This window comes from Pseudomonas sp. NPDC096950 (genome assembly GCF_044762525.1).
In the GTDB taxonomy this organism is placed as follows: domain Bacteria; phylum Pseudomonadota; class Gammaproteobacteria; order Pseudomonadales; family Pseudomonadaceae; genus Aquipseudomonas.
On sequence record NZ_JBIWEL010000015.1, the window covers coordinates 18,101 to 38,525 of the forward strand.

A 20,425-nucleotide genomic window follows, 5' to 3' on the forward strand; every position below is an offset into this window, starting at 1 on the left:
CGAGATAATAAAAATGACAATCAGAAAACTGCTGGGAACCCTCTATGTGCAGGTGCTTATCGCCATCGCCCTTGGCATTGCGATCGGGCATTACTGGCCCCAGGTCGGTATCGATCTCAAGCCGTTGGGCGACGGCTTTATCAAGCTGATCAAGATGATCATCGGCCCGATCATCTTCTGCACCGTGGTCTCCGGGATCACCAGCATGCACGACGTGAAACAGGTGGGCCGGGTCGGCGGCAAGGCGTTGCTGTACTTCGAAATCGTCTCGACCATCGCGCTGCTGATCGGGTTGCTCGCTGCGCATGCGTTGCATCCGGGCGCCGGTTTCAACATCGACGTGAAGACGCTGGACTCAACGGCCATCGCCGGTTTCGTCGGCCAGGCGCAACACGGCGAAGGCGTGACCGGGTTTCTGCTGCATGTGATTCCGACGACGTTTTTCGAGGCGTTCTCCCAGGGTGAAATTCTGCCGGTGCTGTTCGTTTCAGTGCTGTTCGGGATTGCGCTGGTGATGGTCGGGGAAAAGGGCCGGCCGCTGGTGGGCATCATCAATCAGGCCAGCGAGGTGTTTTTCCGCATCGTCGGCTTCATCAGCCGTGTAGCGCCAATCGGCGCGTTTGGTGCGATTGCGTTCACCATCGGCAAGTACGGCCTCGGCTCGTTGCTGCCGCTGCTGAAACTGATCGGCACTTTCTACCTGACCGCGTTTATTTTCGTCGCCTGTGTGCTGGGCAGCATCGCCCGTTACGCCGGGTTCAGCATTTTCAAACTGCTGGCGTATATCAAGGCTGAACTGTTGATCGTGCTCGGCACCAGCTCTTCGGAATCGGCGCTGCCACAGTTGATCCAGAAACTGGAAAGCCTCGGCGCATCGAAAGGTGTGGTCGGCATCGTGGTGCCGACCGGCTACACGTTTAACCTGGACGGCACCAACATCTATATGACCCTGGCGGTGTTGTTCCTCGCTCAGGCGACCAATATCGACCTGACGCTGGAGCAGCAACTGACCTTGCTGGCGGTGGCGATGCTCACGTCCAAAGGTGCCGGCGCGGTGGTCGGTGCAGGTTTCGTTGCCTTGGCGGCGAGCCTGGCGGTGGTGCCGACCGTGCCGGTGGCGGCGATGGTGTTGATCCTCGGTGTCGACCGATTCATGGCGGAATGCCGGTCCCTGACCAACATCATCGGCAACGCGGTCGCAGCGCTGGTGGTGGCGGCATGGGAGGGTGAACTCGACCGCAGCAAAATGGCGCCGATTGCCCTCAAGCGTGGGCGACATGCCCGGGCCGCGGCCAAGCTCTCCGCTGAATAGAAAGCCCACACACCGATGCTATGCTGGCGGCTCATGCCGCCAGTGCTCGTTCTGTCATGACCACCAAGAAAGACACCGTGCCCCTACCCGAAGACCTGCGTGTATTGCTCACCGTCATCCGCAAAAGCGGTTTCGCCGCAGCGGCCGATGAGTTGGGCCTGTCCCCCGCTTACGTCAGCAAACGAATCCAGATTCTCGAAACCACCCTCGGCACCCGCCTGCTGCATCGTACCAGCCGCCGCATCGCCCTGACCGAAGACGGCGAACGGGTGCAGCGCTGGGCTCTGCGCATCCTTGATGACTTCCAGCAACTCCACGACGAACTCTCCGACGCCCACGACAGCCCACGCGGGCGTCTGCATTTGTGCAGCAGTTTTGGTTTCGGCCGTAACCATGTGGCGCCGGCGGTTTCGCTGCTGGCCGAGCGGTATCCGGAACTGGAGATTCGCCTGGACCTGTTCGATCGGGTGGTGGACATCGTCAGCGAAGGGTTCGATCTGGAAATCCGCGTCGGCGATGACATTCCCGGCCAGCATATCGGCCGGCGCCTGGTGAGCAATCGGCGGGTGTTGTGCGCGGCGCCGGCGTATCTGCAACGCCACGGGACGCCGCAGATGCTGGCGGATCTGGAACAGCATCACTGCCTGGTGATCAAGGAGCGCGACAACGCGTTCGGCATCTGGAACCTGGAGCGTGACGGGGTTCAGGAGAGCGTGCGGGTCAGCGGGCCGCTGTCGTCGAATAACGGCGAGATTGTCTTGCAGTGGGCACTGGATGGGCGCGGGGTGTTGCTGCGCTCATTGTGGGATGTGAAGCCGTTGCTGGAACAAGGACGGTTGGTGCAGGTGCTGGCGGATTACACCCAGAGTGCGAATGTGTGGGCGGTGTATCCGACGCGGTTGGCGTATTCCGGGAAGTTGCGGGCGTGTGTGGAGTTTTTGCAGGAGCATTTCAAGGGGTTGTCGGTGTAGCCCGGCCAACACAATCCAAAATTGTGGGAGCGGGCTTGCTCGCGAAAGCGGTGTGTCAGTCAAGGTTGATGGTGACTGACACGACGCTTTCGCGAGCAAGCCCGCTCCCACAGGGGATTTGCATTCAGCTCAACCAGGGGTTGGCCGCCAGATGCTCGCGTTCGAAGGCTATGATCTGCTCGGCTCGCTGCAACGTGCTGCCAATGGCATCAAGCCCCAGCAGCAACGCGGTCTTGCGCAAGGTATCGATCTGGAACGGAATGACTTCACCTTGAAGACGAATCTCTTGCGCCTCTAGGTCTACGCTGATTTGCGCGCTGTCGGGCTGACTGACGACCCGGCCCAGCCGCTGCAATACCGGCTCGTCCAGCGTAATCAACAACACCCCATTGCGCTGGCAGTTGTCATAAAAAATCCCGGCAAAGCTTGAGCCGATCAACGCCCGAACTCCCATCTGTTTCAAGCCCCACACCGCATGTTCCCGGCTCGATCCGCAGCCGAAATTCGGCCCGACCACCATGAAACTCGCGCCTTGCCAGGCCGGTTGATTGAGCACGAATTCAGGATTAAGCGAACCGTCCGGCAGGAACCGCAAATCAAAAAACAACCCACGATCCAACCCGGCGCGGTCGATGCCCTTGAGGAATTGCTTGGGCATGATCACATCGGTGTCGATATTCGCCGCGAGCATCGGCGCGGCTTTGCCACTGACCTGGGTGAAGGGTTGCTGGCTCATGCGCGTTCTCCAAAATGACGGATGTCGGTCAGGCGACCGGTGATCGCGGCGGCGGCGACCATCGCCGGGCTCATCAAATGCGTGCGGGCACCGGCGCCCTGGCGGCCTTCGAAATTGCGGTTGGTGCTGGACGCGCAGCGGTCACCCGGCGCGAGCACGTCGTCGTTCATCGCCAGGCACATCGAGCAGCCGGACTGCCGCCACTCGAACCCGGCATCGATAAAGATCGCCGCCAGGCCTTCGGCTTCGGCCTGATCCCGCACTTCAGTGGAGCCGGGCACGATCATCGCCCGCACATGCTCGGCGACGTGTTTGCCGCGCACCACGCTGGCGGCATCGCGCAGGTCTTCGATGCGGGCGTTGGTGCAGGAGCCGATAAAAGCATGGCTGATGACGATATCGCTCAACGGCATGCCGGCCTCCAGGCCCATGTAGTTGAGGGCGCGACGCATGTCCTGGCGCAGGATCAGGTCACTGACGTCTTGCGGATCCGGGACCCTAGCGCCAATCGGCGAGGCCTGGTCCGGGCTGGTGCCCCAAGTGACCATCGGTTCCAGCACACTGGCGTCCAGAAAAACCTCACGGTCGAACTGCGCATCCGCGTCGCTGTGCAAGTGGCGCCACTGCTCCACCGCGCGATCCCATAATTCACCTTTGGGCGCGCGGGATTTGTCCTTGAGGTAGGCGAAGACTTTCTCGTCCGGCGCCATGAACGCGCCGCGCGCTCCCGCCTCCACTGCCATGTTGCAGATGGTCATCCGCGCTTCGACGCTCAAGGCATCGATGGTCGAGCCGCGAAATTCGATGGCATACCCGGTGGCGCCGGATGCGCCGATCTGGCCGATCAGCGCCATGATTACATCCTTGGAGGTCAGCCCGGTGGCCAGTTCGCCGTCCACGGTCACGCGCATGCTTTTCAGGCGTTTGTAGACCAGGGTCTGGGACGCCAGCAGGTGTTCGATTTCCGAGGTGCCGATGCCGAAACCGAAAGCGCCGAGGGCGCCATAGGTGGTGGTGTGGCTGTCACCGGCGGCGATCACCATGCCCGGCAGGATGAAACCCTGCTCCGGGGCGATCACGTGTTCGATGCCCTGGCGCTTGTCGAGGATGTCCAGCAGTTCGATGCCGAAATCCCGGCAGTTTTCCGCCAGGTACGACACCTGCCGCGCCCCGCCGGCATCCGGCATCGCGGCGATGCGCACCGGCGCGGTGGGGTTGACGTGATCGACCACGGCCAGCGCGGTTTCCGGGCGCCAGACCCCGCGCCTGGCCTCGCGCAAACCGCTGAAGGCTTGCGGGCTGGTGTATTCGTTGATGACCTGGCGATCGATGTACAACAGGACGTGGCCCTGGTCATCGAGGCGACACACCGTGTGGGCATCGATGTGTTTGTCGTAGAGGGTTCTTGCTGGGGTCATGGAAGTACTCGCTCAGAGGACGGTACGCCGCAGGCGTCTGGGTTCCATCATAGGGAGCGGGGGTTGGCCATCAATGGCTGGAGAGTGATTCCGTGAACCATGGTTCGTGTTGAATAGCGCTCCCGAGTAAACACATCGCCCCCCCTGTGGGAGCGGGCTTGCTCGCGAAAGCGGTGGGTCAGGCAAAGTGATGTCGCCTGACACGACGCCTTCGCGAGCAAGCCCGCTCCCACAAGGGCTCCCGGGTGATCGGCGAACGCGAAACATTTACTTTCATATAAGCCTTCGGGATTTTCATTGCTCATCCGTCTTATCTAGATGCAGCCCGGTCGCGTAGGCAAAAGCCACGGCCGGGCTTTTCGAGGACCCTCACGCTGCGAAGCCCGCAGTAGAGGTCCTTTCATCGAAACAAGACCTTTAATCATGTCGAAGAAATCCCGTTCCAAACTCTGGTTTCTCGTCCATAGCTGGCTGGCGCTGCCGATCTGGTTTTTCGTGTTGATCGTCTGCGTCACCGGTACCCTGGCGGTCGTCAGCCAGGAAATCGTCTGGCTGGCCAACCCGCAAATGCGCGCCAGCCCGCCATCGGACGACGCGCAACGGCTCAGTTATGACCAGGTCCTCGCGGCCCTCAAGAAAGCTGAACCCCTGACCCTGGTTCAATCCATCAAGCGCCCCGACGAATCGCACTTCGCCCTCGACGTGAGCGTCAGTTATCCCGACGGGCGTTCGGTGACGGTCTACGTCAACCCGTATACCGGGGTGATTCAGGGCGTTGCGCCCACGTTCAACTTCAAACAATTCACCCGCGCCTTGCATGGTTGGTGGCTGGTGCCGTTCACCAATGGCTACAGCTGGGGCTGGTACCTGGTTTCGTTCCTCGGCTTGCCGCTGCTGGTTTCTTTGATTACCGGGCTGGTGGTCTACAAGAAATTCTGGAAAGGCTTCTTCAAGCCGACTTTGCGCTTTCGTCACGGGGCGCGGATTTTCTGGGGCGACTTTCACCGCCTCAGCGGCATCTGGTCGATCTGGTTCATCGCCGTGATTTCCGTCACCGGTCTGTGGTTCCTGATTGAAGCCCTGCTGTACGACAACCAGATTTCCATCTCCAGCGAGCCAGTCATTCCTGCCATGTCCCGTGAAGCGGTGCCGCTCTCCGCCGACGGCTCGCCGCCACCGCGCATCGATCTGGATCGCGCGATTGACATCGCCATGCAGAAAATTCCCGGGCTCGAAGCCAGTTTTGTCAGCCTGCCGGGCAATGGTTACAGCCACCTCGACATCGGTGGCCGCGGTTGGTATCCGCTGATGTTCCAGACCGCGACGATCAACCCGTACAACGGTGAAATCGCCGCTTCGCGACTGCTGTCGGACCGCACCGCTTTGGAGTTCGTCACCGAGTCCATGCGACCGCTGCACACCGGGGATTTCGGTGGGCTGTGGATCAAGCTGATCTGGTTCTTCTTTGGCCTGGTGCTGAGCATGATGGTCCTTAGCGGCCTGCTGATCTGGACCAAACGCACCGCCCTGGCCACCGCCAATGCGCTGAAGCGCAGCGATAAAAAACAGCGCACCGCCGCGGCGCAATCAAGCATCAGCCGCGAAACTTCGGAGGCCAGCCTGTGAGCAAAACCACCGTCGCCCCGCAACCGTCGCGCCTGAGTGTGTTCTGGCACAAATGGCGTTTCCACTTGAACATCCTGTTGCTGCTGATCCCCTTGGGTTTCATGCCCAAATACTTCAGCGAAGCCTCGCTGCTTCGCGGTGACAGCGGCCTGGGCGAACGGGAAATCGGCGAGATTCAGGTCGGCCCGTGGAGCCTGCGTCTGGCCGAGCTTCGCGACGAAGCACCACGCCCGGACGGCGCAGCCAGTCACCTGAAAAACTTCAACGCCGCCCTGTGCAACGCCTGTGTCGAACAGGTCAAAGCCACGTACCTGCGCATCGGCAAACCCCGCAGCCTGCGCGCCGCCGGGGTGATTTTCTTCGGCACGCCCTACCGCATGGGCGCCTCGTTGCCGGTGCCGGTCAAAACCCCGGCCGACGCTGAACTGTGGATCACCATGGAAGGTTGGGACGGCAGCATGCATCAGGCCTCGATCCCCCTGAGCCAGGCATCCCCGGCCACCATCGCCTGGCTGAACAAACAAGGAGGCAAACCATGATCAACTTTTCTCGCCCGCTGCGCGTCGCGCTGCTGATGCTCGGCGCCGGTTTCAGTGCGAGCGCCCTCGCCCACAACCCGATGTGCGAATGCAAGGCCATCGACGCCGAGCAGATCAAATGCACCGGCGGTTTCTCCGACGGCAGCGGCGCACCGGGGGTGACCCTGGACGTGATCGGCTACGACGAAACCATCCTCGTGCCGGGCAAACTCGGCGCCGACTCGACCCTGGTGTTCAAGAAACCCGGCGCCGAGTTCTACGTGCTGTTCGACGCCGGTCCCGGCCACGTGGTCGAAATCGACCAAGCCGACATCGAGGCGCCCTGAACATGAGTACGCCCACTACCCAAGTCGTCCGCCCGGCCGGTGCCGGTCATGAAACCCTTTATGTGTTGCTGTTGTGCCTGATCATTCTCGCGGTGGCCGGCTCGGTGGTCGCCTGGCGCCACGAATCCCAGGCCGTGAGCACTGTCAGTAGCCATCAACTGGATGCGCGCCGGGATTTGAGTGCTTCCGAACAAGGTATCTACGCCGATCTGCGGGTGACCCTGGACGAGATTCACTTGCTGCGCCAGGAGCAAACAACGCTGCCGACGCCTGAAACGTTGGCCGAGGAAGGCTTTGCGCCGTTTGCCCAGGACGCCAGCTCCGTCAGTCGTGGCGGTCATGCCTGGCAGTTGCTCAACGCCAAGGCCTATTTCGGCCAGAGCCAGACGCCCTCCGTGGCGGGTTCGTTTCTGATGCGTTTGACCGCTGACGACGATGCGCCGGACGTCTGGCTGAATCGCGGCAAAGCCCTCACCGCCCCGACCGACCTGACTGACGCCGCGCTGGAAAGCGCTGGCTGGCAGCAGATCGTCGCGCAATTCGATGCCGGCGTGACCCGCCAGCACCGGCACTGAACCCTCGCCTTCACCCGAGAGAAGATCGCTTTCCCATGCCCATTTCATCTCATCGTTCGTTTTTGCGCCTGCTGCTGGTCGGCCTGTGCGCCTTGCTGCTGACGCCATTGGCCAGCGCCGATCAGGCCAAGCGCCTGCGCATCGGCATCACCCTGCACCCTTATTACAGCTACGTGGCCAACATCGTCGGCGACAAGGCCGAAGTGGTGCCGCTGATCCCGGCCGGTTTCAACCCCCACGCTTACGAGCCGCGCGCTGAAGACATCAAGCGCATCAGCGGGCTGGACGTGATCGTGCTCAATGGCGTCGGGCATGACGACTTCGCCGACCGCATGATCGCCGCCAGCGAAACGCCGAATATCCCGGTGATCGAAGCCAACGAAAATGTGCCGCTGCTGGCCGCCACCGGGGTCGCTGCGCGTGGTGCCGGCAAGGTGGTCAACCCGCACACGTTTTTGTCGATCAGCGCCTCGATTGCCCAGGTCAACAACATCGCCCGGGAACTGGGCAAGCTCGACCCGGACAACGCCAAGACCTACACCCAGAACGCCCGCGCCTACGGCAAACGCCTGCGCCAGATGCGTGCCGATGCCCTGGCCAAACTGACCCAGGCGCCGAACGCCGAACTGCGGGTGGCCACGGTACACGCGGCTTACGACTATCTGCTGCGCGAATTCGGCCTGGAAGTGACGGCGGTGGTCGAACCGGCCCACGGCATCGAGCCGAGCCCGAGCCAGTTGAAAAAGACCATCGATCAACTGCGCGAACTCGACGTGAAAGTGATCTTCTCGGAGATGGATTTCCCGTCCACCTACGTCGATACCATCCGGCGCGAATCCGGCGTGAAGCTGTACCCGCTGTCGCACATTTCCTACGGCGAATACACCGCCGACAAGTACGAAAAAGAAATGACCGGCAACCTCAACACCGTAGTGCGGGCGATTCAGGAGTCGGGGTCATGACCGCAAAAGAAACTATCAGCGAGTCCCCTGTGGGAGCGAGCCTGCTCGCGAAGGCGCCCGGTCAGCCAGCATCATCGTTAAATGACACACCGCTTTCGCGAGCAGGCTCGCTCCCACAGGTTTCCGGGCCGACGCTGGATTTTGCGGAGGTCAGCCTGACGCTGGGTCGCACGACGATCCTCGATAAGGTCACCTTTACCGTTCAGCCCGGCACCGTGCATGCGCTGGTCGGCCCCAACGGTGGCGGCAAGAGTTCGCTGATCAAAACCCTGCTCGGACAAATGCCCCATCAAGGTCGTCTGAGCCTGCAATGGCCCGGCGAGCCCGGCACCATCGGATACGTGCCGCAAGCGCTGGAGTTTGATCGTGGCTTGCCAATGACCGTCGACGATTTCATGGCCGCCATGTGTCAGCGGCGCCCGGCGTTTCTCGGCTTGAGCAAGCATTACGCCGTCGCGATTGGCGAAGCGCTGGAACGGGTCGGCATGCAGGACAAACGCAAGCGGCGCATGGGCGCGCTGTCCGGCGGTGAACGCCAACGGGTGTTGCTGGCCCAAGGGCTGATCCCGGCGCCGCAATTGCTGGTACTCGACGAGCCGATGTCGGCCCTCGATGAAGCCGGTATTCAAGTATTCGAACGGCTGCTGGGCGACTGGCGCCAGAGCGGCATCACCGTGCTGTGGATCGAGCATGACCTGGAAGCCGTCGGGCGTCTGGCGGACCGGGTTACCGGACTCAATCGCCGGGTGCTGTTCGACGCCACGCCAAAACAGGCGCTGACCCCGGAACGCTTGTTGACCCTGTTCTCGACCCATCCACGGAGCGCTGTCTGATGAGTTACGAAGCCTTTCGTTTAATGGTCCAGGGCTGGGCCTCTTCCGGTTATTTGCCGGAAGCGCTGGCCTACGGATTTGTGGTCAATGCGCTGCTCGCCGGATTGCTGATCGGCCCGGTGCTCGGTGGTCTGGGTACGCTGGTAGTGGTCAAGCGCTTCGCGTTTTTCTCTGAAGCGGTGGGGCACGCGGCACTGACCGGTGTGGCCATCGGCATCCTGCTCGGCGAACCCTACACCGGGCCGTACGGCAGCCTGTTCGGCTACTGCCTGTTGTTCGGCATCCTGCTCAACTACCTGCGCAACCGTACCGGCCTGGCACCGGACACGCTGATCGGCGTGTTCCTTTCGGTGTCCCTGGCGCTGGGGGCGAGCCTGCTGTTGATTCTGGCGGGCAAGATCAACGTGCACATTCTGGAAAACGTGCTGTTCGGTTCGGTGCTGACGGTCAACGGCAATGACTTGCTGGTGTTGGCCATCGTCGGTTCGCTGGTAATGGCCCTGGCTTTGCCGCTGTACAACCGCATCATGCTCGCCAGCTTCAATCCGCAACTGGCCGCGGTGCGCGGGGTCGCGGTGAAGACCCTGGATTACCTGTTCGTGATTCTGGTGACCCTGATCACCGTCGCCGCGGTGAAAGTCATCGGCGCGATTCTGGTCGGTGCCCTGCTGGTGATTCCGGCGGCGGCCGCGCGGTTGCTCAGCCAATCGCTGAAGGGGTTTTTCTGGTGCTCGGTGGCGATTGCGACGGTCAGCACCCTGTGCGGGATTCTGGCGCCGATTGTCTTCGACCTGCCGATCCCGTCCGGTGCCGCGATCATTCTGGTGGCCGGTATCGCCTTCGCCCTCTCCGCCATCGCGCGCGGTGTCGTTCCAAGTCTGAAAGGGAATCTCGGATAAATGTCTTTTACTCTGCGTCAATTGAGCCTGGCCGTGGCCCTGTGCGGGACGGCCTCCTTCAACGCGTTGGCGGGCGACAGCTTCGAACCGATGCGTCTGGTGGCCAATCACGGCGTCGGTAATACCGCCTTGTTCGCCTCGTCGTCAGCGCACAAAACCCTGGTCCTGGCGTCGTTGCCGGTGACCTATGGCCTCGGCAGCGTGTTGCTGGAAGGCACCGACGTCGCCATCGAACGCGCGGCACCGGCCAACCTGCCCGGTACGAGGCAGACCGCTTACTTCACCGGGCGTGGCGCAGCCGAGCTGAGCAAACTGGCGGCCGACGCTGATGCGGTGATCGGCATCCGCTCGTTGTGGCCGGACGATCCGCTGTACCCGAACGCGCGCCGCAGCAATATCCGCATCATTGAAATCGATGCCGCCCGCCCGGTGGACGGCGCCCTGCCCGGCATCGCCGTGCAGCCGGGTAACAAGGTTGATGGCTTGAACAGTCAGCCGTGGTTTTCCAGCAACAACATGGGGCGCATGGCGGACGTGATGGCGGCGGACCTGGTGCGCCTGGCACCCGAGGCCAAGCCGAAGATCGAAGCCAACCTGGCGGCGCTCAAGCAGCGTTTGCTCAAGCTCAGCGCCGACAGTGAGGCGCGGCTGGCCAGCGCTGACAACCTTACGGTGATGAGCCTCAGCGATCACTTCGGCTATCTGGTCGGCGGGCTTAACCTGGAACTGGTCGGTCTCGACGCACGGCCGGATGCCGAGTGGACCCCGGAAGCGCTCAAGCAATTGGGCACGACGCTCAAGGACAATGACGTGGCGGTGGTGTTGCACCATCGCCAGCCGTCGGAGGCGTTGAAAGCAGTGATCAGCGAGGCCGGGAGCCGGTTGGTGGTATTGAGCACCGACGGGGCGGATCCGGTGGCAGAGTTGGAGGGGAATGTGGATTTGGTGATCAAGGGGTTGAGTCACGGGCCTTCGGCCTAAGATCAAAAGATCGTTCCCACGCTCCGCGTGGGAATGCAGCCCGGGACGCTCCGCGTCCCAAAGCGGACGCAGAGCGTCCGTTGAGGCATTCCCACGCAGAGCGTGGGAACGATCAACACAAATTCCAGACATGAAAAAGCCCGCTGACCTTACCGGTTCAGCGGGCTTCTCGTTCCTACGCTCCGCGTGGGAATGCAGCCAGAGACGCTCCGCGTCTCACGCAACAGCTCAGTGAGCCACTGCCGCCTGCTCTTCCATCTTCTGGCGCAAGCTCAGCGGACGCATGTCGGTCCAGGTTTCTTCGATGTAGGCCAGGCATTCTTTCTTCAGGCCACTTTTACCCACGGTGCGCCAGCCTTGTGGCACGGCTTTGTAGTCGGGCCAGATCGAGTATTGCTCTTCGTGGTTGACCACGACCTGAAAGAGGATGTCCTCGCGGTCGAATACTGACGTCATGGTGTCTCTCCATCGTTGTAGGGGTGGGCTGCACGGCGCGTGCAGCCGGTATGTAGAAGGAACGTTCGAGGCCCCGGAAAATTTAGAGGCTGGCGGTGGCAGCCGCCAACGCCCGGCCGAAAATCTCCGCGACCCGGTCGATTTCAGCGGCGGTGATCACCAGCGGCGGCAGGAAACGCACCACCGCGCCATGTCGGCCGCCCAGTTCGAGGATCAAGCCGCGCTTGAGGCATTCACGCTGCACCAGCGGCGCCAGGCGACCGAACGACGGTGGGTGGCCTTGCACGTCCGGTGTGCCGCTCGGGTCGACCAGTTCGACCCCGAGCATCAGTCCGCGACCGCGAATATCCCCCAACTGCGGGAAGTCCCGTTGCAGGATGCGCAGGTGTTCGCTCAAGCGCTCGCCCATGGCCGCGGCGTGTTCGCAGACGTTGTTGTCTTTCAGGTAACGCATCACCGCCGAACCGGCAGCCATGGCCATCTGATTGCCACGGAACGTCCCTGCGTGGGCACCCGGCAACCAGGTGTCGAGCCAGTCGCGATAAACCACCACCGCCAGCGGCAGGCTGCCGCCAATGGCCTTGGACAGCACCACCACGTCCGGAATGATCCCGGCGTGTTCGAAGGCAAACATCTTGCCGGTGCGCGCAAATCCGCTCTGGATTTCATCGACGATCAGCGCCACGCCGGCCTGCTCGGTGATGCGCCGCAAGCCGCGCAACCAGTCGAGGTCCGCCGGAATCACTCCGCCCTCGCCCTGCACCACTTCGACGATCACCGCCGCCGGCAATTGCACGCCGGCCTCCGGGTCGTTGAGCAGGTTTTCCAGGTAGTTGAGGTTGACCTGCACCCCTTGCGCACCACCGAGGCCGAACGGGCAGCGGTAATCGTAGGGATACGGCATGAACTGCACGCCGCTGCTGAGCAAGGCGCCCAATGGCTTTTTCGGCCCCAGGCTGCCCATCAGGCTCAACGCGCCCTGGCTCATGCCGTGGTAACCGCCCTGGAACGACAACACGGTGCTGCGCCCGGTGGCGGTGCGCACCAGTTTCAACGCGGCTTCTACCGCGTCGGTGCCGGTGGGGCCGCAGAATTGAATCTTGGCTTCCGCCGCCAATGCCGGTGGCAGCAGACCGAACAGGTCCTGGACGAACTGATCCTTGACCGGTGTCGTCAGGTCGAGGGTGTGCAGCGGCAGTTCGTCGTTCAGCACTTGCTGGATCGCTTCGATCACCACCGCGTGGTTATGCCCCAGAGCCAGGGTCCCGGCGCCGGCCAGGCAATCGATGAACCGGCGGCCCTCGACGTCTTCGACATAGATTCCCTTGGCACGCTTGAGCGCCAGGGGAATACGCCGCGGGTAGCTGCGGGCATTGGATTCCTGCTGGCTCTGACGGGCCAGCAACGGCGATTCGTTGAACTGGTAAAGCGTCTCGGCAGGCGTCGGGGCGACCCGGGCCGGCTGATCTTCGATAAGGCTGGTAGCGACTGACATCTCTCGACCCCTCAATACGCTGTGGATAGTGACCAAAACTGCACACCGGGCAGGTGCGCGTTCCGGTCACGGGGCGCACTTGCAGGTTTTCCTGTTCTGGAAACGCATCAGAGCCTTGAGGATTTAGACCCGCGCTCAGCTTTCTATGAAGGTGGTGCCAGTGCCTTATGCATGGGAATGGCTTGCAACCCCGCCACGCTGAAGGTTTCAGCGCTGCTGCGATAACCCAGGTGCCGATAAAAGGCTTCGCTGGTGCGGGTGCTGTTGAGTCGGACCTGGTGCAAGTCCTGGTCGCGCAGCCAGGCTTCAAGATCGCGAATCAGAGCCTGCCCGGCGCCACGGCGAAACCATTCCGGCTGCACGTAGCAGAAGGCGATTTTGCCACTGCTCGCGGCCATGGCGACGCCGATTGGTTTGTCTTGGAGCAAGGCGATGTTCAGGTACAGCCGTTGGTCGGTGAGCCAGGCGTGGATGTGGTCGGCGGTTTTGCTGTGGGTCCAGGCAGCGACGATTTTCGCGTCATTGCGGTGGTCGAGGGCGCAACCGACCCGGATCGAACGTTCGACGATCCGGCTGATAATGCCGGCGTCGGCGGGGGTTGCCTTGCAGATGTGCGGGGGTGCTTCCATGGCGCTGATACCTCAATCCATTGAGTCAAAGCTGCCGGGAAGATAGCGCTGTGGGCGACGAGATGGCTAATGGAGAGAAGTTACATTTGATGTGCAACCGAGATCCCCCTGTGGGAGCGGGCTTGCTCGCGAAGGCGGCAGGTCAGTCAACATTGATGTCGACTGACACTCCCTCTTCGCGAGCAAGCCCGCTCCCACAGGGTTTTTGTGGTGTTTTTTAGACCGTTTGCAATGGCATCGTCAGTTCGACCCGCAACCCATCCGGGCGACTGTCGAAATGCAACGTACACGCACAACGCTGAACAATCGCCTGGACAATCGCCAGCCCCAATCCGCAACCGGTGCTCTGGCCGTTGCGCCAGAAACGCTGGGTCAGGTGTTGCAGGTCATCCTCGGCAATCCCCGGCCCATGGTCGCGGACCACGAAGCGCACGCGGTTGCCAGTGGTTTCCAGGCTCAACTCCACGGCCCCATCGCTCGGGGTGTGGCGCAGGGCGTTGTCCAGCAGGTTGCGTAGCGCGGCAATCGACAGCACCGCGGGCATTTGCACAGGGGCCGCCGAGCACTTCGTCGGCGGCTGAAACTTGATGCGCTGGCGATCACCGCTGACGGCATCCTGAATCGCCAGTTTCGCCACTTGCTCGGCGCTGCATTGCACACCGTCATCGAACGACAAACTGCCCTCGACCCGCGCCAGCAGCAACAACTGTTCAAGGGTGCGATGCAGGCGATCAGCGCCCTCTTCGGCCCGGGCCAGGGATTGATCCCGGGCCGCGCCGTCGGTCATGCGCGCCACTTGCAGGTGGGTCTTGATCGCGGTCAACGGGCTGCGCAATTCATGGGCGGCGTCCCCGGTCAGGCGGCGTTCGCGCTCGATGGTCCGGCCGATGCGCTGGAACAGCTGATTCTGGGTGTCCAGCAACGGTTGCAACTCGCTGGGCAGCGGCTGGATCTGCAACGGTTCGAGGGAGTCGGCGCTGCGGCGCATCAAGGCATCGCGCATGCGATTGAGCGGCGCCAACCCCTGGCCGATCCCCAGCCAGAGCAGGCACAGGCAGCCGAGCAATGCCACGCCCACCGGCACCGAAGCGGCCAGCAGGATCGACATGTTCAGGGCTTCGCGCTCGATCTGCCGATCCGCCGTGGTGATGCGCAAATCGCCCCGGGCCAGGGTGAAACTGCGCCACGGCGCGCCATCGATCATCTGGTCATGGAAGCCCATTTTCTCGGCTTCGAGGGTCTGTTGCGGGTCGGTGTGACTGCGCGCGAGGATTTCGCCGCGCAACGAACTGACCTGACAGGCCATGCCGCCGGGGACGTTCAATTGCTCCGCGCTGAAATGAGTGCCCTCGCCCTTGGTCGGCAAGGCCGGCAATTGCTCCATCAGGCCGGCGACCATCCGCGCCGAGGCGACCAGGCGCTGGTCGAGGGAAAACATCATCTGGTTACGCAGGTCGCTGAGCATCCAGGCCGCCGCCAGGGCCCAGATCAGCGCAAAAGCGGCGCCGAGGGTCAGGCTCAGGCGCAAACGCAGGCTCATCACTTCGATTGATCTCCGCCATCCGCAGGGCCCAGGCGATAGCCCAGGCCACGCACCGTTTCGACGATGCCATTGCCGAGTTTACGCCGCAGGTGATGGATATGAACGTTGAGCGCATTGCTTTCCAGCTCATCGTTGAAACCGTAGACGCTGTCCTTCAATTGCTCGGTGGACAACACCCGGCCCCGGTTGTGCAGCAAGGCCTGCAACAGCGACTGCTCGCGGCGCGACAGGTCCACCGGTTGGCCGGCGAGCATGGTTTCGCGGCTGCTCGGGTCATACGTCAGGGCGCCGTGCTCGATCAGGTTGACGCTGCGTCCGGCGACCCGGCGCAGCAACGTGTGCAGGCGCGCGGCGAGTTCACGCAGGTCGAAGGGTTTGAGCAGGTAATCGTCGGCACCGGCCTGCAGGCCATCGACCCGGTCAGTGACCGAGTCCCGCGCCGTGAGGATCAGCACCGGAATCTCCAGGCCACTGTGACGCAACTGCTGCAACAGCTTGAGGCCGTCTTCGTCCGGCAGGCCGAGGTCGAGCACCATGACGTCGAACTCGGCGACCTTGAGCATCGCCCGGGCGGCGGACGCCGTGGCGACATGCTCCACGGTCAGGCCTTGAGCAGTGAGGCCGGCGACGATGCCGCTGGCGATCAACTCGTCGTCTTCGCAAACCAGTACGTGCATGGAAAGCCCCGTAGAAAAAAGCTGATTAGGCCGTTGGCCGATTAAGCGGACATTATGCCCCGATCACCGGCGCCACAAGGCCATGACGGTTAATCATCGGTTAATCGCCGCCCACCATTGTGCAACTCACTTGCACCGGGACAAGGCTTACCCATGCGTCGACTGTTTTTCCTCTTTGCTCTCTTGATCTCGGGTCTGGCCCAGGCAGGGACCAATCCGTTCGAGACCAAACCGGATTTCCTCCCTGTTGATCAGGCATTCGTTTTCACCTCCGAACGCCTGGACTCCGGTGAAACCCAACTGTTCTGGCAGATCACCGACGGTTATTACCTGTATCAGAAGCGCCTGAAATTCGATGGCCTGGCCCCGGATCAGCAGCCCGTGTTACCGGCGGGCGAATCCCACAGCGATGAGTTCTTCGGTGAACAACAAGTCTATCGCCAGGGCCTGGAACTGAAGATCCCCGCCGGTGCCACGGGTCAGATCAAGGTCGGCTTCCAGGGCTGTGCCGATGCAGGGTTGTGTTATCCGCCGCAGACCAAAATCGTGGACCTGGGCAACAGCAACGCGGCGAGCGCAGTCAATGAAGCACCGGACCAGGCCCTGGCCAGCAATCTGCAACAGCGGGCGCTGGGCTGGAGTTTGCTGGTGTTCTTCGGCCTCGGTCTGCTGCTGGCCTTCACGCCCTGCACCTTGCCGATGCTGCCAATTCTCGCCGGTTTGATCGTCGGCAGCGGCGCCACACCCAAGCGCGGTTTTGCCCTGGCCAGCAGCTATGTGATCTGCATGGCGCTGGTGTATGCGGCGATGGGCGTTCTGGCGTCGCTACTGGGGGCGAACCTCCAGGCACTGCTGCAAAACCCATGGTTGCTGGGCAGTTTCGCGGCGATCTTCGTACTGCTGGCATTGCCGATGTTTGGCTTCTTCGAACTGCAATTGCCGGTGGCGCTGCGGGATCGGCTGGAAAACGTTTCGCGCAATCAACGCGGCGGCAGCCTGATCGGCGCCGGTGTGCTCGGGGCCTTGTCCGGTCTGTTGGTCGGCCCATGCATGACCGCGCCCCTGGCCGGCGCCCTGCTCTACATCGCCCAGAGTGGTAACGCGCTGCATGGCGGGCTGATTCTGTTCGCCATGGGCATCGGCATCGGTGTGCCGCTGTTGCTGCTGGTGACCGTCGGCAACCGTTTCCTGCCCAAGCCCGGCGCCTGGATGAACCTGCTTAAAGGTGTGTTCGGTTTCCTATTCCTCGCCACGGCGTTGTTGATGCTGCGGCCGGTGCTGGATCAATCGTTGTGGATCGGTTTGTGCGGCGCCCTGCTGCTGGTCGCCGCCTACAGTGCCTGGAAGCAATCCGAAGGTTTCGGCCGAGTGGCCCAGGTGTTCGGCGCCAGCTCGTTGTTGCTCGGGGTCTGGGGCAGCCTGTTGGTGGTCGGTGCGGCGGGGGGCAGCGATGATCTGTTCAAACCGTTGCAGGTTTACACCGCCGCACGCGCCAACAGCGCGCCGGTCGATCACGACGCCTTCACCACGATCAAGGACCCCACCGCCCTGCAACGGGAACTCGATGCGGCGCAGGCCCAGGGTCAGTGGGTGTTGCTGGACTACTACGCCGACTGGTGCGTGTCGTGCAAAGTCATGGAGAAACAGGTCTTCGCCAAACCGCAGGTCCTGGACGCCTTGAAAGACGTACGCTTGCTACGGCTGGACGTGACCGCCGACAATGCCGCCAGTCGCGAGCTGCTCGGCCACTACAAAGTGCCGGGGCCGCCCAGTCTGTTGTGGATCGGTGCCGATGGCAACGAACGCCGCAGCCAGCGCATCACCGGTGAGGTCGATGCCGAGACTTTCCTGCAACGTTGGACCACCACCCGAGATGCCCGTTAATGCTGACCTTTACACTCGGCACTTTTGCCATCGCGCTTAACCACCTGCTGCTGATCAGTGCTTTGGCGCTGGCCACCTTCGTCGGCTGGCGGGTGGCCAAGCGCGGCGGCGAGAACCCCGAGTCGGTGCTGTTCAGCCTGTTCCTGCTGGGCATGCTGGCGGCGCGGATCAGTTTCGTGATCGCCTACTGGGCGCACTATCGCGACGATCCGTGGCAGATCATCGACTTGCGCGACGGCGGTTTTCTCGCCTGGCCGGGGGTGATCGTGCTGGTGCTGGCGGCGTTGTATCGCGGTTGGCGCCGACCGGGCCTGCGCCGGCCACTGGGTTTCGGGGTCGGCAGCGGCTTGCTGTTCTGGTTGCTGGCGACCTTCTCCCTGAGTCTTTACGAACAAGGCACGCGCCTGCCGGAAATCACCTTGCGCAATGCCGCGGGCGAAACCGTGCAATTGGCCGACTATCAGGGCGGCCCGCTGGTGATCAACCTTTGGGCGACCTGGTGCCCACCGTGCCGCCGGGAAATGCCGGTGCTGGAAAACGCCCAGCAACATCGCCCGGACCTGACCTTCCTGTTCGTCAACCAGGCCGAAAGCATGCAAAGCGTCAGCACCTTCCTGGAAACCCAGGGCCTGAGCCTGTCCAACGTGTTGTTCGACGGCAGTGGTCGACTGGGCCAGGCCGTCGGCTCCATGGCCTTGCCGACTACGCTGTTCTATAGCCATGACGGTCGCCTGCTGGGCAGCCATCTGGGCGAATTGTCCGAAGCCAGTCTGGCCCGTGCCCTGGAAAACTTCGACACCCCCAATCCTGCCGCACCGGCCACCTCTGCAAGGAAATTGCCATGCCCCGCCTCCGCCACCTGCTGACCCTGACCCTGGGCGCAGCCCTGCTGCACCTGCCGTCGGCGCAGGCTGTTGAAGAATTGCCCGAGGCGATCAAGAAAATCGAAGCCAAAGGCGCGAAAATCGTCGGCCAGTTCGATGCGCCGGACGGTTTGCGCGGTTACGCGGCGCAATACCAGAACCGCGGCATGGCGCTGTACCTGACCCCGGATGGCAAGCACGTGCTGCTCGGCAACCTGTACGACGCCGACGGCAATGACCTGAGCAGCGCGCCGTTGCAGAAACTGGTCTACGCACCAATGTCCAAGGAAGTCTGGGGCAAGATGGAAGCAAGCAACTGGATCGGCGACGGCAACAAGGACGCCCCGCGCGTGGTGTACCTGTTCAGCGACCCGAACTGCCCTTACTGCAACATGTTCTGGGAACAGGCGCGGCCGTGGGTCAAGTCCGGCAAGGTGCAATTGCGCCACATCATGGTCGGCATCATCCGCGAAGACAGCCCCGGCAAATCCGCCGCGCTGCTGGCGGCCAAGGACCCGAGCAAAGCCCTGGAAGACCATGAGAAGTCCGGCAAGGAAAGCTCGCTTAAAGCGATGAAAGACGTGCCACCGGCGATCCAGGCGAAACTGGCGGCGAACATGCAGTTGATGGAAGACCTGGAGTTGCAGGCAACCCCGGCGATTTTCTATATGGATGACAAGGGTGAACTGCAGCAACAGCAAGGCGCGCCGTCGCCGGACAAGTTGGTGAAGATTCTGGGGCCTAAGTAGTTTTATTGCCGTTAGCGCAGCAGTGACCTCACCGACGCCTTCGCGAGCAAGCCCGCTCCCACATTGGAATGCGTTCCCCTGTGGGAGCGGGCTTGCTCGCGAAAGCGTCAGAACGATCGACTAATTCCTCTCAGCCAAAAACTTCAACAAAGCCTCCGTCACAAACCCGGCATTCTCCAGATTGGAGATATGCCCCGCCTCTGGCACCAGCACACACGGGCAACCAATCAACCCGGCCATTTCCCGTGCTTCCGACGGCGGTCGTGGCTTGTCCTGATCGCCACACATCACCAGCGTGGTTTCAGCGTTCAACTCGCCCAGACGCGGCAACAAATCATCCCGACCAAACGTAATCCGCCCCATCGGCACGATGCTTTCGCGCAGTCGTTCCGCCGGCAGCGCTGCCAATGATGCGCGGAAGTCCTGATACAGCGCCGACTGCGGATCGATGTCCGGACGGAAGAAGATCGGCACCACGATGTCCAGCAGTTGCGGCGATATCACGCCGGTGTCTTCGATCTGTTTGAACAGCGAGAAATAATATTGGCGGGTCGGCTCGGGTTCGACGCCGACGTAGGTGTCCATCAGCACCAGGCCGTTGAGCCGTTGCGGTGCGGACAGCGCCAGACGCACGCCCCACATGCCACCGACGGACAAACCGACCAGGGTGACGCGGTCGATGTCCAGATGATCGAGCAGCGCCAGGGCCTGGCGAGCGATGTCATCCAGCGATGTGGTGCCTTCGGGTAGTTGACCGGATTGACCATGGCCCCAGAGGTCCAGGGCAATCACCCGGTAATGCTGCGACAGCGCGGCAATCTGCGGCGCCCACATGGCTTGGTCCCACAGGTAACTGCCGGCCAGCAACACGGCAGGGCCGGTGCCTTGGTCGATGTAGTACAGGGGTTGTCCGTCTATTGTTGCGAAGGGCATCGAGTGTCTCCTTTGTGA

At 62.3% G+C, this 20,425-nt stretch carries 21 protein-coding genes; 13 read left to right on the top strand and 8 right to left on the bottom strand.

All coding sequences use genetic code 11. From position 1 onward, the window contains the following. The first annotated feature begins 13 nt into the window (after window positions 1–13). Window positions 14–1,312 carry a C4-dicarboxylate transporter DctA gene (dctA, locus tag ACIQY3_RS21500; RefSeq protein WP_403023251.1) on the top strand — a complete coding sequence of 433 codons (1,299 nt, stop codon included), beginning with the start codon at window positions 14–16 and terminating at the stop codon, window positions 1,310–1,312. A gap of 20 nt (window positions 1,313–1,332) precedes the next feature. Continuing rightward, a complete protein-coding gene (locus tag ACIQY3_RS21505; protein WP_403023254.1) occupies window positions 1,333–2,283 on the top strand; it encodes a LysR substrate-binding domain-containing protein in 951 nt (316 codons plus the stop codon). 124 nt (window positions 2,284–2,407) lie between these two features. Here ACIQY3_RS21505 and leuD read toward each other — a convergent pair whose 3' ends face one another. Together leuD and leuC are read right to left on the bottom strand one after the other, a co-directional pair. Then, a complete protein-coding gene (gene leuD, locus ACIQY3_RS21510) occupies window positions 2,408–3,019 on the bottom strand; it encodes a 3-isopropylmalate dehydratase small subunit (RefSeq protein WP_403023257.1) in 612 nt (203 codons plus the stop codon). Next, window positions 3,016–4,437 (bottom strand): 3-isopropylmalate dehydratase large subunit, encoded by a 1,422-nt coding sequence (gene leuC / locus ACIQY3_RS21515; RefSeq protein WP_403023260.1) that lies wholly within the window; start codon window positions 4,435–4,437, stop codon window positions 3,016–3,018. The genes leuD and leuC overlap by 4 nt, the downstream gene beginning before the upstream one ends. A gap of 423 nt (window positions 4,438–4,860) precedes the next feature. Here leuC and ACIQY3_RS21520 point away from each other — a divergent pair, with 423 nt between their 5' ends. The 8 genes from ACIQY3_RS21520 to ACIQY3_RS21555 are packed head-to-tail and all read left to right on the top strand — an operon-like array spanning window position 4,861 to window position 11,178. Beyond that, the gene (locus ACIQY3_RS21520; protein WP_403023263.1) at window positions 4,861–6,063 is read left to right on the top strand and encodes a PepSY-associated TM helix domain-containing protein; all 1,203 of its coding nucleotides are present in this window, start codon (window positions 4,861–4,863) and stop codon (window positions 6,061–6,063) included. Continuing rightward, window positions 6,060–6,602 carry a thiamine pyrophosphate-binding protein gene (locus ACIQY3_RS21525; protein ID WP_403023267.1) on the top strand — a complete coding sequence of 181 codons (543 nt, stop codon included), beginning with the start codon at window positions 6,060–6,062 and terminating at the stop codon, window positions 6,600–6,602. Before ACIQY3_RS21520 ends, ACIQY3_RS21525 begins: the two co-directional genes overlap by 4 nt. Next, window positions 6,599–6,928: a hypothetical protein gene (locus ACIQY3_RS21530; protein ID WP_403023272.1), complete on the top strand. Its 330-nt coding sequence runs from the start codon at window positions 6,599–6,601 to the stop codon at window positions 6,926–6,928. The genes ACIQY3_RS21525 and ACIQY3_RS21530 overlap by 4 nt, the downstream gene beginning before the upstream one ends. Window positions 6,929–6,930: 2 nt before the next feature. Then, a complete protein-coding gene (locus tag ACIQY3_RS21535; RefSeq protein WP_403023275.1) occupies window positions 6,931–7,503 on the top strand; it encodes a DUF6162 family protein in 573 nt (190 codons plus the stop codon). 35 nt (window positions 7,504–7,538) lie between these two features. Further along, window positions 7,539–8,465 (top strand): metal ABC transporter substrate-binding protein, encoded by a 927-nt coding sequence (locus tag ACIQY3_RS21540; RefSeq protein WP_403023278.1) that lies wholly within the window; start codon window positions 7,539–7,541, stop codon window positions 8,463–8,465. Next, window positions 8,462–9,298, top strand: coding sequence for a metal ABC transporter ATP-binding protein (locus ACIQY3_RS21545; RefSeq protein ID WP_403023281.1), 837 nt, complete (start codon window positions 8,462–8,464; stop codon window positions 9,296–9,298). Before ACIQY3_RS21540 ends, ACIQY3_RS21545 begins: the two co-directional genes overlap by 4 nt. Further along, a complete protein-coding gene (locus ACIQY3_RS21550) occupies window positions 9,298–10,197 on the top strand; it encodes a metal ABC transporter permease (RefSeq protein WP_054052155.1) in 900 nt (299 codons plus the stop codon). Before ACIQY3_RS21545 ends, ACIQY3_RS21550 begins: the two co-directional genes overlap by 1 nt. Continuing rightward, window positions 10,198–11,178, top strand: a complete 981-nt coding sequence (locus ACIQY3_RS21555; protein WP_403023285.1) for a metal ABC transporter substrate-binding protein — start codon at window positions 10,198–10,200, stop codon at window positions 11,176–11,178. A 228-nt stretch (window positions 11,179–11,406) separates the two neighbouring features. Here ACIQY3_RS21555 and ACIQY3_RS21560 read toward each other — a convergent pair whose 3' ends face one another. The 5 genes from ACIQY3_RS21560 to ACIQY3_RS21580 all read right to left on the bottom strand — a co-directional run bounded on the left by ACIQY3_RS21560 (window position 11,407) and on the right by ACIQY3_RS21580 (window position 15,978). Beyond that, window positions 11,407–11,634, bottom strand: coding sequence for an MbtH family protein (locus ACIQY3_RS21560; RefSeq protein WP_007990131.1), 228 nt, complete (start codon window positions 11,632–11,634; stop codon window positions 11,407–11,409). Between the two features lie 82 nt (window positions 11,635–11,716). Then, entirely contained in the window at window positions 11,717–13,129 is a 1,413-nt protein-coding gene (locus ACIQY3_RS21565) for an aspartate aminotransferase family protein (RefSeq protein ID WP_403023289.1), read from the bottom strand. A gap of 143 nt (window positions 13,130–13,272) precedes the next feature. After that, window positions 13,273–13,758 carry a GNAT family N-acetyltransferase gene (locus ACIQY3_RS21570; RefSeq protein WP_403023292.1) on the bottom strand — a complete coding sequence of 162 codons (486 nt, stop codon included), beginning with the start codon at window positions 13,756–13,758 and terminating at the stop codon, window positions 13,273–13,275. A gap of 217 nt (window positions 13,759–13,975) precedes the next feature. After that, window positions 13,976–15,301 (bottom strand): ATP-binding protein, encoded by a 1,326-nt coding sequence (locus ACIQY3_RS21575; RefSeq protein ID WP_403023295.1) that lies wholly within the window; start codon window positions 15,299–15,301, stop codon window positions 13,976–13,978. Next, entirely contained in the window at window positions 15,298–15,978 is a 681-nt protein-coding gene (locus ACIQY3_RS21580) for a response regulator (protein ID WP_403023299.1), read from the bottom strand. The genes ACIQY3_RS21575 and ACIQY3_RS21580 overlap by 4 nt, the downstream gene beginning before the upstream one ends. A gap of 153 nt (window positions 15,979–16,131) precedes the next feature. Between ACIQY3_RS21580 and dsbD the strand changes: the two genes are divergently transcribed. Genes dsbD through dsbG form a run of 3 tightly spaced genes read left to right on the top strand, consistent with a single transcriptional unit; the run spans window position 16,132 to window position 19,474 of the window. Further along, a complete protein-coding gene (dsbD, locus tag ACIQY3_RS21585; RefSeq protein WP_403023302.1) occupies window positions 16,132–17,862 on the top strand; it encodes a protein-disulfide reductase DsbD in 1,731 nt (576 codons plus the stop codon). Further along, window positions 17,862–18,728: a prolipoprotein diacylglyceryl transferase family protein gene (locus tag ACIQY3_RS21590; RefSeq protein WP_403023305.1), complete on the top strand. Its 867-nt coding sequence runs from the start codon at window positions 17,862–17,864 to the stop codon at window positions 18,726–18,728. The genes dsbD and ACIQY3_RS21590 overlap by 1 nt, the downstream gene beginning before the upstream one ends. Next, window positions 18,704–19,474 (top strand): thiol:disulfide interchange protein DsbG, encoded by a 771-nt coding sequence (gene dsbG, locus ACIQY3_RS21595; RefSeq protein ID WP_403023308.1) that lies wholly within the window; start codon window positions 18,704–18,706, stop codon window positions 19,472–19,474. The genes ACIQY3_RS21590 and dsbG overlap by 25 nt, the downstream gene beginning before the upstream one ends. A 120-nt stretch (window positions 19,475–19,594) precedes the next feature. On the opposite strand, the gene ACIQY3_RS21600 is transcribed toward dsbG, so the two are convergent. Continuing rightward, window positions 19,595–20,407, bottom strand: coding sequence for an alpha/beta fold hydrolase (locus tag ACIQY3_RS21600; protein ID WP_403023311.1), 813 nt, complete (start codon window positions 20,405–20,407; stop codon window positions 19,595–19,597). Window positions 20,408–20,425 lie beyond the last annotated feature (18 nt).